Below are 12750 nucleotides of genomic sequence, written 5' to 3' on the forward strand. Positions count from 1 at the left end.
CGACAGTACGCCCCAGGGCGTGCTGCTTGGCTTGGAACCTACCTGCACCGCGCGCAGTGCCGGTTCGCCCCAGGGGCGAGCGGGCCGTGGTGTAGCCAGCGGCTTAGTGACAGGGTAAAGAACGAATGGGCAGCATGCATCCCGTACAGGTGATCGCGGTGACCGGCGGCAAGGGCGGCGTCGGCAAGACAAACGTGTCAGTGAACCTATCGCTGGCACTGGCCGAGCTCGGCCGGCGGGTGATGTTGCTGGACGCTGACCTCGGCCTGGCCAATGTCGACGTCCTGCTGGGGCTGACCCCCAAGCGCACCCTGGCCGACGTCATCGAAGGGCGTTGCGACCTGCGCGACGTGCTCTTGCAGGGGCCGGGCGGGATCCGCATCGTGCCGGCCGCCTCGGGTACCCAGACCATGGTCCATCTCAGTCCGGCACAGCACGCGGGGCTGATCCAGGCGTTCAGCGAGATCGGCGACAACCTCGACGTGCTGGTGATCGACACCGCCGCGGGCATCGGTGAATCGGTGGTCAGTTTCGTGCGCGCCGCCCAGGAAGTATTGCTGGTAGTGTGCGACGAGCCCACCTCGATCACCGATGCCTATGCTCTGATCAAGCTGCTCAACCGCGACTACGGCATGAACCGCTTCCGAGTACTGGCGAACATGGCCCAGAGCCCGCAGGAAGGGCGCAACCTGTTCGCCAAGCTCACCAAGGTCACCGACCGCTTCCTGGACGTCGCCCTCCAGTACGTGGGCGCGGTGCCCTATGACGAGACCGTGCGCAAGGCTGTGCAGAAGCAGCGCGCCGTCTACGAAGCCTTCCCGCGGTCCAAATGCGCCCTGGCGTTCAAGGCCATCGCGCAGAAAGTGGACACCTGGCCGTTGCCGGCCAACCCGCGGGGGCATCTCGAATTCTTCGTCGAACGTTTGGTACAGCAAACCAGTGCGGGGCCTGTCTCATGAGCGCCAGTGGATACCGGATGTACAACAATGCCTCTCGTCAGTCACAGCAGCACGAGCTGATCGAGCGCTATGCCCCCTTGGTCAAGCGCATTGCCTACCATCTGCTGGCGAGACTGCCGGCCAGCGTACAGGTCGAGGACCTGATCCAGGCAGGCATGATCGGCCTGCTCGAGGTGGCGAACAAGTACGACTCCACCAAGGGCGCGAGCTTCGAGACCTACGCCGGTATCCGCATTCGCGGCGCCATGCTCGACGAGGTGCGCAAGGGGGACTGGGCACCTCGCTCGGTGCATCGCAACACCCGCACCGTGAGCGAAGCCATCCGCCGGATCGAAGCACGAACCGGTCGTGATGCTAAAGATCATGAGGTAGCTGCCGAACTCAACATGAAGCTGGAGGATTACTACGCCATCCTCAACGATACCCTGGGCAGTCGCTTGTTCAGCTTCGACGACCTATTGCAGGACGGCGAGCACGAAGGGCTGCACGAGGACGGCGCCAGTGGTAGCGGCGAGCCGGCCAGGGGGCTGGAGGACGAGCGTTTCCAGCGGGCCCTGGCCGATGCCATCGCCAACCTCCCGGAGCGCGAGCGTCTGGTGCTGTCGCTGTACTACGACGAGGAGCTCAACCTCAAGGAAATCGGCGAAGTCTTGGGCGTGAGCGAATCCCGTGTCAGCCAGCTGCACAGCCAGTGCGCGGCGCGCTTGCGTAGCCGCCTGGGTGAGTGGCGCAGCGCGCGTTGAGGCGCGGCGGCGCAACAGGATTTGGGGTGCCGTCGGTGCGCGAAAGGGCGCTTGGCGGCAAAAATGAAAGAGAATGCTGGAACGGTGTGCCGGCTGTGTGATATCACCGCCCGCCACGCCTGCTCAGGCAGTCGTGTAAGTGTGCAAAACCGGATTCGATTGACTGCACGTCCCGGAGCGGGCGTGTTTGAGACTGCTTGGAGGTTTACTTGGACAAGAACATGAAAATCCTTATCGTCGACGATTTTTCGACAATGAGGCGGATCATCAAGAACCTGTTGCGCGACCTGGGTTTCACCAATACCTCAGAGGCCGACGACGGGAATACGGCCTTACCAATGCTCCAGAGCGGCGGTTTCGATTTCCTGGTCACGGACTGGAACATGCCGGGCATGACCGGTATCGAGTTGTTGCGCCAGGTGCGCGCCGACGAGCGTCTCAAGCATCTGCCGGTGCTGATGGTGACCGCCGAGGCCAAGCGCGAGCAGATCATCGAGGCGGCCCAGGCCGGCGTCAACGGCTATGTGGTCAAGCCTTTCACGGCCCAGGTGCTGAAAGAAAAGATCGAGAAGATCTTCGAGCGTGTCAACAGCTGAGGCCGCATAGGGGGCGCCATGGAGTCCAGTAATCTGTCGTTGGGTGACTTCGAGTCGACCCTGAAAACCCATGCCCGCCAGTTGGTCGACAGCCTGGAGAAGGGCCAGTTCGGCGACGCGGTGCAGCTGATTCATCAGTTGAACCAGACGCGCGATCGTGGCCTGTACCAGGAAGTGGGCAAGCTGACACGCGAGCTGCACAGCGCCATCGTCAATTTCCAGATCGACCCTCGCTCACCGCAGGCCGAGGAGGTGTCGCAGATCACGGATGCCACCGAGCGTCTCGACTATGTGGTGCGCCTGACGGAAAACGCCGCCAACCGCACCATGGACCTGGTGGAACAGGCCACGCCCCTGGTCCATGACCTGGGCGAAGAAGCCCGCGCATTGCGGGTGGACTGGCAGCGCTTCATGCGTCGGGAGGTGGATGCCGATACCTTCCGTGACCTGGTCAAGCGCGTCGATGCTTTCCTGGCGCGCAGTGAAAGCGATGCCGAGCGGCTATCCTCAAGCCTGAACGACATTCTCCTCGCCCAGGATTACCAGGACCTCACCGGCCAGGTGATCAAGCGCGTCACCGCCTTGGTGACGGATGTGGAATCGAACCTGCTCAAGCTGGTGCTGATGGCCAGCCAGGTGGACCGTTTCGCCGGCATTCAGCATGACCCGCAAAGCCTGCAGAGCGAAAAAAATCCACAAAAAGATGCCTCCCGGGGTGAAGGTCCGCAGATTCATGCCGATAAGCGTGAAGACGTCGTATCCGGCCAGGACGATGTGGATGACCTGCTTTCCAGCCTGGGGTTCTAACCCCTGAAGGGTGGGCTCATCGTACAGGCGCCCAAGGGCGCTATCCGAGCCGGATGCCAATTACCGATTTCCAGGGAGCACCCAAATGAGCTTCGGCGCCGATGAAGAAATCCTCCAGGACTTCCTGGTAGAGGCCGGCGAGATCCTCGAGCAGTTGTCCGAACAGTTGGTGGAGCTGGAAAGCCGGCCCGACGATGCGGATCTGCTCAATGCGATTTTTCGTGGTTTCCACACTGTCAAAGGCGGCGCCGGCTTCCTCCAGCTCAACGAGCTGGTGGAGTGCTGCCACATTGCTGAAAACGTGTTCGACATTCTGCGCAAGGGCGAACGCCGCGTGGATTCCGAGCTCATGGACGTGGTGCTTGAAGCACTCGATACCGTCAACAGCATGTTCGGTCAGGTACGCGAACGTTCGCCATTGACGCCCGCTACTCCCGAGCTGCTCGCGGCGCTCTCTCGCCTGGCCGAGCCGGCCGGTGCGGCGCCAACGCCCGTAGAGACGCCAGCCCCGGCACCGGCGCCAGTGATGGCCGCGCCTGCGGTCGCGCCAGCACCCAGCCCGGTCGTCGACGCTCCCGTGGGTGATGACGAAATCAGCGACGCGGAGTTCGAGTCGCTGCTGGACCAGTTGCATGGCAAGGGGCAGTTCGCTCCCGAAGCCGTGGCGCCTGTCACGGTTCCCGCGGCGAGTGCCTCTGCCAGCGACGAAATCACCGATGCGGAATTCGAAGCGCTGCTCGATCAGTTGCATGGCAAAGGCAGCTTCGCCGCCGACAACCTTCCGGAAGCGGCCTCGGCCGCACCGGCGGCTCCCGCCGCGCCAGTAGGCGGTGGTGAACTGATTACCGATAACGAATTCGAAGCGCTGCTCGACCAGCTTCATGGCAAAGGAAAGTTCAACGCCGAAGCCGCGGTGGTCGAAGCGCCCGCCGCTCCCCTGAGCAAGCCTGCCGCGGCAGCTCCGGCCCCCGCGCCCGTACCCAAGGCCGAGCCCGTTCGCCCGGCCACGCCGGCGCCAGCGGCGGCCCCGGCGGCAGCGCGCCCGGCGGCCGGCGGGGAAAAGCCCGTTGCCAGCGAGGCGGAAACCACCGTGCGGGTCGACACCGCGCGGCTGGACGAAATCATGAACATGGTGGGTGAGCTGGTGCTGGTGCGCAACCGTCTGGTGCGGCTTGGCCTTAACAGCGGCGACGAAGCCATGTCCAAGGCCGTCTCCAACCTGGATGTGGTCACGGCGGATCTGCAGACGTCGGTCATGAAGACCCGCATGCAGCCTATCAAGAAGGTGTTCGGCCGCTTCCCGCGCCTGGTTCGCGACCTGGCGCGCCAGCTCAAGAAGGAAATCAACCTGGAGCTGGTGGGTGAAGAAACCGACCTGGACAAGAACCTGGTAGAAGCCCTGGCCGACCCGCTGGTGCACTTGGTGCGCAATGCCGTGGACCATGGGGTGGAGATGCCGGAAGAGCGCGAGGCCGCGGGCAAGCCGCGTTCCGGCAAGGTCGTGCTGTCGGCGGAGCAGGAAGGTGACCACATTCTCCTGTCCATTTCCGACGACGGCAAGGGCATGGACCCCGCGGTACTGCGCGCCAAGGCCGTGGAAAAGGGCCTGATGGACAAGGACGCCGCGGACCGGCTGTCCGAGTCCGATTGCTACAACCTGATTTTCGCCCCCGGCTTCTCCACCAAGACCGAAATCTCCGACGTGTCTGGCCGTGGTGTAGGCATGGACGTGGTGAAGACCAAGATTTCCCAGCTCAACGGCTCGATCAATATCTACTCGGCCAAGGGGCAGGGCTCGAAGATCGTCATCAAGGTGCCGCTTACCTTGGCGATCATGCCTACCCTGATGGTCATGCTGGGCAACCAGGCCTTTGCTTTCCCGCTGGTCAGCGTGAACGAAATCTTCCATCTGGACCTGTCCCGCACCAACGTGGTCGACGGTCAGGAGGTGGTGGTGGTCCGGGACAAGGCATTGCCCCTGTTCTATCTCAAGCGCTGGCTGGTGCCTGGCGCCCAGGACAGCGAGCAGCGCGAGGGCCACGTGGTCATTCTCTCGGTGGGCACCCAGCGTATCGGCTTCGTCGTTGACCAGCTGGTGGGCCAGGAAGAGGTGGTCATCAAGCCGTTGGGCAAGATGCTCCAGGGCACGCCTGGGATGTCCGGGGCTACCATCACCGGTGATGGTCGCATCGCCTTGATCCTCGATGTGCCGAGCATGCTCAAGCGCTACGCCGCCCGGCGTATCTGATACCGCGGCCGCCGGCTTTCCGGGGTCGGCGGCCCGTAACGGAGTAACTATGTCACTCACAGTGCTGGTGGTGGACGATTCGGGGTTTTTCCGCCGCCGTCTCACGGAAATCCTTTCGCAAGACAGCAACATAAAGGTCGTCGGCACCGCCAGCAATGGCCGCGAAGCCATCGACCAGGCGCTGAGCCTCAAGCCTGACGTCATCACCATGGACTACGAAATGCCGATGATGGATGGCATTACCGCGGTCCGTCACATCATGCAGCGGTGTCCCACGCCTGTGTTGATGTTTTCCTCGCTGACCCATGAGGGCGCCCGAGTCACCCTGGATGCCCTGGATGCTGGAGCGGTGGATTACCTCCCGAAGAATTTCGAGGACATCTCGCGCAACCCCGACAAGGTGCGGCAATTGCTGTGCGAGAAGGTCAACTCCATCGCCCGTAGCAATCGTCGCTTCTCTTCCCCCGTGCCAGGCCATGGCTCGACCAGCGCTGCCGCCGTTACACCAGTGCCCCGGGAACCTCTGGGCAGCCGCGCCCCTGCGCGCCCACTGGGTGCGGCTTCGACGGCGCCCCTCGGCCGGGCCGGTACCCCCGCGCCTGTCGCTACCGGCAACAGCCCGCCGCCCAAGCGCAAAGCCTACAAGTTGGTAGCCATTGGCACTTCCACGGGCGGGCCGGTAGCCTTGCAGCGAGTATTGACCCAGCTGCCTGCCAACTTTCCGTCGCCCCTGGTGTTGATCCAGCATATGCCGGCGGCGTTCACCCGTGCCTTCGCCGAGCGTCTCGACAAGCTGTGCAAGATCAGCGTGAAAGAGGCCGAGGATGGCGATCAGTTGCGCCCGGGGCTTGCCCTTCTGGCGCCGGGTGGCAAGCAGATGATGGTGGATGCGCGCGGCACGGTGAAGATCCTTCCTGGCGATGAGCGCCTGAACTACAAACCCTGCGTGGACATCACCTTCGGCTCGGCGGCCAAGGCCTACGCAGACAGGGTGCTGGCCGTGGTGCTCACCGGCATGGGTGCCGATGGCCGGGAAGGCGCGCGCTTGCTCAAGCAGGCAGGTAGTCAGGTCTGGGCCCAGGATGAAGCCAGCTGTGTGATCTATGGCATGCCCATGGCCGTGGCCAAGGCTGGCCTGGCCGATGCCGTCTATAGCCTGGACGACATCGGGCGTTACTTGGCGGAGGGTTGCCAGTAATGGATGTACTGAGCCTGATTGGCATCATTCTGGCCTTCGTCGCCATTGTCGGCGGCAATTTTCTCGAAGGCGGTCATCTGCCGTCCTTGGTCAACGGGCCTGCCGCCCTGATCGTACTGGGCGGAACCCTGGCGGCGGCCTTGCTGCAGACGCCCATGAGCGCTTTCAAGCGTGCCTTGCAGATCCTTCCGTGGATCGTATTCCCGCCCCGGGTGGACATGGCCGGTGGCGTGGACAAGGTGGTGGGCTGGAGCCTGGTGGCACGCAAGGAGGGCCTGCTCGGCCTGGAAAGCGTGGCTGACAGCGAGCCGGACAATTATGCCCGCAAAGGCCTGCAGTTGCTGGTAGACGGGGCCGAGCCGGAAGCGGTGCGCAGCGTCCTGGAGCTGGATTTCTTCACCCAGGAAAGCCGTGATATCCAGGCTTCCAAACTCTATGAATGCATGGGCGGCTACGCGCCCACCATCGGTATCATAGGCGCGGTGATGGGGCTCATCCACGTGATGGGCAACCTTGCCGACCCTTCCCAATTGGGAAGTGGCATAGCTGTTGCTTTCGTCGCCACCATCTACGGTGTGGCGTCAGCCAACCTGGTGCTGCTGCCAGTGGCCAACAAGCTCAAGGCCTTGGCGCAGCGTCAGTCTCGCTATCGGGAAATGCTCCTGGAAGGGCTGCTCTCTATCGCGGAAGGCGAAAACCCCCGGTCCATCGAACTGAAGCTGCAGGGCTTCATGGAGTGACAGATGCGTCGTCGGCGGGTGGTTGAAGAACATGAGAATCATGAGCGGTGGCTGGTGTCCTACGCGGATTTCATCACCTTGCTGTTCGCCTTTTTCGTGGTGATGTACTCCATCTCATCGATCAACGAAGGCAAATACAAAGTGCTGTCTGATGCCTTGGTGGGCGTCTTCAATGAACAGCAGCGCAGCCTCAAGCCCATTCCCATCGGTGAAGAGCGGCCTCGCACCACGCAGCCAGCCGCGCCGTTGAATACCGAGAACGAAGAACCCGAAGCCGCCGTTGGCCAGGCGCAGGCCTTGCAAACCATCGCTGATGACGTGCGCAATGCTTTCGGCGACCTGATCGCCGCCGACCAATTGACGGTCCGTGGCAATGAGCTATGGATCGAGATCGAATTGAAATCCGGGCTGCTCTTCGGAAGCGGCGACGCTATTCCCAGTGACCGCGCCTTTGCCATCATCGAAAAAGTCGCTGGTATCTTGCAGCCCTTCGCCAATCCGGTTCATGTGGAAGGCTTCACTGACAACCAGCCGATTCGCACCGCCCAGTACCCTACCAACTGGGAATTGTCGTCGGCGCGGGCCTCCAGCATCGTGCGGATGCTAGCCATGGATGGTATCGATCCCGGACGCATGGCAGCGGTAGGCTATGGTGAATACCAACCGGTGGCGAGCAATGACAGCGCTGACGGTCGTGCGCGCAACCGGCGGGTGGTGCTGGTGATTTCGCGAAACCTGGAGGTGCGTCGCAGCCTGACCGGGTCGGGTACTGCCAACGCCACGCCCGATGCGGCGCTCAAGCGGGCTGGCACACAAAGTGCACCGTCCGGGGCAGTATCGTCAGGCCTGGACTCCGGAGTCAAAAGTCCGTCGCCGGCCTTGTAATTCAGTTATCGGAAACCCCGCGCATGAGAGTCTGGGCAATCGCCAACCAAAAAGGTGGTGTCGGAAAAACCACCACCACAGTCGCACTTGCCGGCCTTTTGGCTGATGCGGGCAAGCGAGTGGTAGTGGTGGACCTGGACCCGCATGGCTCTTTGACCAGCTATCTCGGCAACGACCCTGACGGCCAGGAACACAGCTGTTTCGACCTGTTCCTGCATAAGGGCCATGTGCCTGAAGGGCTGCCCGGCCAATTGCTGCTACCGACCAACGAAGAGCGAATCTCGCTATTGCCGTCCAGCACGGCGCTGGCGACCCTGGAGCGTCAATCGCCTGGCCAGAGCGGTCTTGGCTTGGTCGTGGCCAAAGCGCTGGCGCAACTCTGGCAGGATTTCGACTACGCGCTTATCGACAGCCCACCGCTGCTAGGCGTGCTCATGGTCAATGCCCTGGCGGCAAGCCAGCAGCTGGTAGTGCCTGTGCAAACCGAGCACCTGGCGGTCAATGGCCTGGAGCGCATGGTCAATACCCTGACCATGATCAACCGCTCGCGCAAGCAACCCTTGCCCTACAGCATCGTGCCGACCCTGTTCGACCGTCGGACCCAGGCGTCATTGGGGACTCTCAAGGTACTTCGCGATCGCTGGCAGACCAGCGTGTGGGAAGGCTACATCCCGGTCGATACCCGTCTGCGCGATGCCAGCCGGGCTGGGCTGACGCCCTCGCGCTTCGATTCCAAGAGCCGGGGGGTGATCGCCTACCGCGCCTTGCTCAAGCATCTGCTTGGGCAACAACTTCTCACCCAGGTGGCCTGACATGAGCCGTCCCGTGGACATTCCCCGGCGCCCGCGGCAGGCCTTGCAGTCCTATCTGGACGGGCTGTTGCAGGAGGCCACCGATGAAATCGCCGCTGAGCCGGAGGTGATCCTCCCGTCCGCGCCCGCGCTTGCGTCGGAGGCGCCGCAGCCAGAGCCCGAGCTGCCTGTCCTGAATGAATTCGAAGCAGCGGTGCTCGAGGAGCAGATTCGTGACGCCCGGCGGCCCTTAGCTGCGCCAACCAGCGCGGCGCCCCTGGAGCCTCGCCGTGCCACGCGGCCCGTGGCCGAGGTAGAGGCTCTGCCTCGGTTCGATGAGCCCAGTCGCTGGGCTGGCCCCTCGCTTTTGCCGCAGGTCTCGGTCGCCGTCCTGGCCGAGGCGCTGGCACCCGTACCGGTAGCCGTGCCAGCGGAGCCTGTGCCACCTGCGCCCTTGGAAATGCCGGAACAGCCGCAGGCTGAGGCTGAGGCCGCGCCGCCGGCGGTTGTCCCCGCTGAGCCTGTTCAGCTGCCCCGGAGTGATTACGCGGGCATGGCCGGAGGCCCGGGCACGCCAGTGGAGGAGGGCCTTCCCGCCTGGGCCGACGAGCCCTTCGAGTGTCTGCTGTTCGATGTGGCTGGCCTGACCCTGGCGGTACCTCTGGTGTGTCTGGGGTCGATCTACCCCTTGGCCGGGCAGGAACTGACGCCCTTGTTCGGCCAGCCCGAGTGGTTCCTGGGCCTGCTGCCCAGCCACAGTGGCAACCTCAAGGTACTGGATACCGCCCGCTGGGTCATGCCTGATCGCTATCGGGACGATTTCCAGCAAGGGCTGCAATACGTTATCTCGGTGCAAGGCTATGAATGGGGGTTGGCAGTGCACTCGGTGAGCCGTTCCCTGCGCCTTGACCCGGGGGAAATCAAATGGCGGGTGCAGCGGGGGCAGCGCCCCTGGCTGGCGGGCACGGTGATCGAGCACATGTGCGCGCTGCTGGATGTAGCGCAATTGGCTGAAATGATTGCCAGCGGCGCGGTCAAACGACAGGAAGCCGAGGCCCGGGCCAAAGCCGCGGCTGAAGCGAAGGCGCAATCCCAAGCCAGGACCAAGACCAGGCCTGGACATAAACGATAGGTCCCGGGGCAATGGCCCAGGGTAGGTACAATAGACCGCAGCGGCGGGAGCGAGGGGTGAAGGTATGAAGAAAACGTCCGGTCAGGGTTCCGAGGATCCGATCCTGCAATGGGTCACCTTCCGCCTGGATAACGAAACCTACGGCATCAATGTGATGCAGGTTCAGGAAGTGCTGCGCTACACGGAAATCGCCCCGGTGCCCGGTGCGCCGGCCTACGTGCTGGGGATCATCAACCTGCGCGGTAATGTGGTGACGGTGATCGACACTCGCCAGCGCTTCGGGCTGGCGTCCAGCGATGTCACCGACAATACGCGGATCGTGATCATCGAGGCTGACAAGCAGGTGGTCGGTATTCTGGTGGACAGCGTGGCCGAGGTGGTCTACCTGCGCCAATCCGAAGTGGAAACCGCGCCCAACGTGGGGAACGAGGAATCGGCCAAGTTCATCCAGGGCGTGTGCAACAAGAACGGCGAGTTGCTCATTCTGGTTGAATTGGACAAGATGATGTCCGAAGAAGAGTGGTCTGAGCTGGAGAATATCTGAGTTGATCCTCGAAGCCGCCGTCATCGTCCTGGCCATCCTGTGGGCCGGGTCGGTGGCGCTGTTCATTTCCTATACCCGCAATCAGCAGCGTATCGCCGCCGAACAGGCTGCTGGCGACGCGGTGCGCGACCAGCGCATCCGCGAGCTCGCCAAACGCCTGGACGACTACCAGAACGGCACCGTGCGCATGGGCGAGGCCATCCACGAACTGCGCGCGGTGGTCGCGCCTCTGCCGGACAAGCTGCTCCAGCTCGAGCAGCGAGACCCGGAGACGCTTTCGTTTGCCCAGGCCGCCAAGCTGGTGCACATGGGCGCCAGCATCGACGAACTCACCCAGGCCTGCGGGTTGACGCAGGCCGAGGCGGAGTTGATGAGCAAGTTGCATGGCGGGTGAACATTGGTTGAACCCCATAGAGGAACATGGGCGCGAAGCTTATTTGGCTATGGCAGCGGTGATGCCCCAGGCCAAACCATTACCGGATCATGGCTTAAACGTTTTAGAAGCGTAAAACCTTTCATGAGCATCCCCCCTCATCATAGGTAGGGCTCCATAAAAGGTCCCGGGCAACTTGGCATGTTCGAATATGCCGGTGAATTCATGGCGAACGAACGCCTTATAGGGATAGCCCTTCGTCGGGTTTCCGCTTTCCTTTGCAAACCCCTGCGCAAATGACATGCCGTGCTCATCGGGCACGGCTGACAGGCATGACATTATCCTGAATGCCTTGGGATCATCAAGCAAACCGGATTGTTGGAGAACGGCGGATTCCTTCAACCATGCATACGCTTGCTTCGCGCCTGTAGGCTTCCCGTTCAGTCCAATAATTCCAACATTCCCGTGAGCGAGAATGGTCACTACCCTAGGCTTATGCTCAAAGGCGAATACACCGCCCCCTAATGAATAAAGATCACCGTATTTTCTTCCAGTTCGAAAAGACCGCCTACTGCGGTAAAGCCCTTTCACACGCCCCAGCAAGTTGCTGAAAAAGCTTCGACCGCTGGGGTCCTGCCGATTGATGGGTTCTGCCGCACAGTAGCTGTAGGCGTTCAAACCGCCCTCGCCGTGGGGGCTTGATGCGTCCGGCCGGTTGAAGCGCAGGAGCGACGGCGCATACACCCGGTAGCCGTGTCCAAGCTGGTACAAACCGTAGCGCTCCCGGAAGACTCCGCAAAAACCCATCGCCTGCTGGCCTGGAGCGCAATGACCGAAAGGCGTGTAATGGCCAGAACAGCGAGGGCCAGACGCTTTCGCCGCCAGCGCCGAGCCAGCGAGATCAGTGGCCAGTAGTCGGGTCCTGACCGAGCGGTGAAATGCCATAGGCCTCTTAGGCTTTATATCGAGCATACAGTGCGGTCGTCGAACTACCGGCCATAGGCTCGGTCGAAGCGATCTGCCATGCCGCCTTGCCAGTCCCGTTCTAGATTGCGTCTGCTTCCTCGCGCATTCACTTGATTGGTAAAAAATTCGTTCAGTTCATCCGTATGTCGGTTAGGCTGGGAAGGATCAAGCCAACTACGCCGGTCGCGGGAAATGGTCAGAGTTTCAGGGTTACCGTGACGCTTGGTTGTCATGACTAGACTTCGTTCGTTCGAACGTTGACGAGCGACCTTCAGACCGGACCGGAAGAGCCCGGCAGTACCTATTGCTGCAGCAATACTGCCAATGATGATCAAGCCCATTGCCAAGGGAGAATCTTCATTAGCACGCACTGAAACCCCTGCAACAGTCGTCGCGACGCCAGCTATTCCCAAGAAGCCGGCTAAAACTGCCATTATCGGAAATCTTCCAGCGGGGTCATGTTGGGTGACTGGTTGATTCCGACAATAGGTGTAGGCATTGAGCCCCCCTTTACCAAATGGGCTCAATTCATCGGCCGCCGCGAATTTCATGATGTTCGGTAGGTAGGCGCGATAGCCGTTGCCGAGTAGATACAGCGTTCCCTGCGGCTCGCGAATCTTGCCGGTGAACCCCAAGCGCCCGGCATCCGTAGTAGTTCCGAAAGGGGTATAGCTCACTCGTGTAAGTTCGGTACTGAGAAGCCGCAACAGAGGCGAGCCTGGTATCTGGCAAGCTAGAAGTCTGGGCGTGGATACGATGTGAGTCCCT

General features: G+C 62.1%; 14 protein-coding genes. 12 read left to right on the forward strand and 2 right to left on the reverse strand.

From position 1 onward, the window contains the following. Nucleotides 1–125: 125 nt before the first annotated feature. The 12 genes from fleN (at nt 126) to BN1188_RS15650 (ending at nt 11037) form a co-directional block, all read left to right on the forward strand. Complete coding sequence (fleN, locus tag BN1188_RS15595) at nt 126–959, forward strand: flagellar synthesis regulator FleN (RefSeq protein WP_040262335.1); 834 nt, start codon at nt 126–128, stop codon at nt 957–959. Then, complete coding sequence (gene fliA / locus BN1188_RS15600) at nt 956–1702, forward strand: RNA polymerase sigma factor FliA (RefSeq protein ID WP_040262336.1); 747 nt, start codon at nt 956–958, stop codon at nt 1700–1702. The genes fleN and fliA overlap by 4 nt, the downstream gene beginning before the upstream one ends. Nucleotides 1703–1923: 221 nt before the next feature. Further along, nucleotides 1924–2298, forward strand: coding sequence for a chemotaxis response regulator CheY (locus BN1188_RS15605; RefSeq protein WP_187375330.1), 375 nt, complete (start codon nt 1924–1926; stop codon nt 2296–2298). An 18-nt stretch (nt 2299–2316) separates the two neighbouring features. Beyond that, on the forward strand, nt 2317–3105 hold the full coding sequence (locus BN1188_RS15610; protein WP_040262338.1) for a protein phosphatase CheZ: 789 nt from the start codon (nt 2317–2319) through the stop codon (nt 3103–3105). 85 nt (nt 3106–3190) lie between these two features. Continuing rightward, complete coding sequence (locus tag BN1188_RS15615) at nt 3191–5353, forward strand: chemotaxis protein CheA (RefSeq protein WP_040262339.1); 2163 nt, start codon at nt 3191–3193, stop codon at nt 5351–5353. 49 nt (nt 5354–5402) lie between these two features. After that, nucleotides 5403–6551 (forward strand): protein-glutamate methylesterase/protein-glutamine glutaminase, encoded by a 1149-nt coding sequence (locus BN1188_RS15620; RefSeq protein ID WP_040262340.1) that lies wholly within the window; start codon nt 5403–5405, stop codon nt 6549–6551. Beyond that, nucleotides 6551–7291, forward strand: a complete 741-nt coding sequence (locus tag BN1188_RS15625; protein ID WP_040262341.1) for a flagellar motor protein — start codon at nt 6551–6553, stop codon at nt 7289–7291. The genes BN1188_RS15620 and BN1188_RS15625 overlap by 1 nt, the downstream gene beginning before the upstream one ends. Nucleotides 7292–7294: 3 nt before the next feature. Beyond that, nucleotides 7295–8176 carry a flagellar motor protein MotD gene (gene motD, locus BN1188_RS15630; RefSeq protein WP_040262342.1) on the forward strand — a complete coding sequence of 294 codons (882 nt, stop codon included), beginning with the start codon at nt 7295–7297 and terminating at the stop codon, nt 8174–8176. Nucleotides 8177–8199: 23 nt separating this feature from the next. Further along, on the forward strand, nt 8200–8988 hold the full coding sequence (locus BN1188_RS15635) for a ParA family protein (RefSeq protein ID WP_040262343.1): 789 nt from the start codon (nt 8200–8202) through the stop codon (nt 8986–8988). Between the two features lies 1 nt (nt 8989). After that, nucleotides 8990–10099, forward strand: coding sequence for a CheW domain-containing protein (locus tag BN1188_RS15640; RefSeq protein ID WP_084596238.1), 1110 nt, complete (start codon nt 8990–8992; stop codon nt 10097–10099). A 64-nt stretch (nt 10100–10163) separates the two neighbouring features. Beyond that, nucleotides 10164–10643 (forward strand): chemotaxis protein CheW, encoded by a 480-nt coding sequence (locus BN1188_RS15645; protein WP_040262344.1) that lies wholly within the window; start codon nt 10164–10166, stop codon nt 10641–10643. Nucleotide 10644: 1 nt separating this feature from the next. After that, nucleotides 10645–11037: a DUF2802 domain-containing protein gene (locus tag BN1188_RS15650; protein ID WP_040262345.1), complete on the forward strand. Its 393-nt coding sequence runs from the start codon at nt 10645–10647 to the stop codon at nt 11035–11037. 87 nt (nt 11038–11124) lie between these two features. On the opposite strand, the gene BN1188_RS15655 is transcribed toward BN1188_RS15650, so the two are convergent. Together BN1188_RS15655 and BN1188_RS15660 are read right to left on the reverse strand one after the other, a co-directional pair. Continuing rightward, complete coding sequence (locus BN1188_RS15655; RefSeq protein ID WP_232430930.1) at nt 11125–11961, reverse strand: RHS repeat-associated core domain-containing protein; 837 nt, start codon at nt 11959–11961, stop codon at nt 11125–11127. 44 nt (nt 11962–12005) lie between these two features. Further along, entirely contained in the window at nt 12006–12659 is a 654-nt protein-coding gene (locus tag BN1188_RS15660; protein ID WP_232430931.1) for an RHS repeat-associated core domain-containing protein, read from the reverse strand. Nucleotides 12660–12750 lie beyond the last annotated feature (91 nt).

The sequence above is a fragment of the Pseudomonas massiliensis genome (assembly GCF_000826105.1).
GTDB classification, from domain to species: Bacteria; Pseudomonadota; Gammaproteobacteria; order Pseudomonadales; family Pseudomonadaceae; genus Aquipseudomonas; species Aquipseudomonas massiliensis.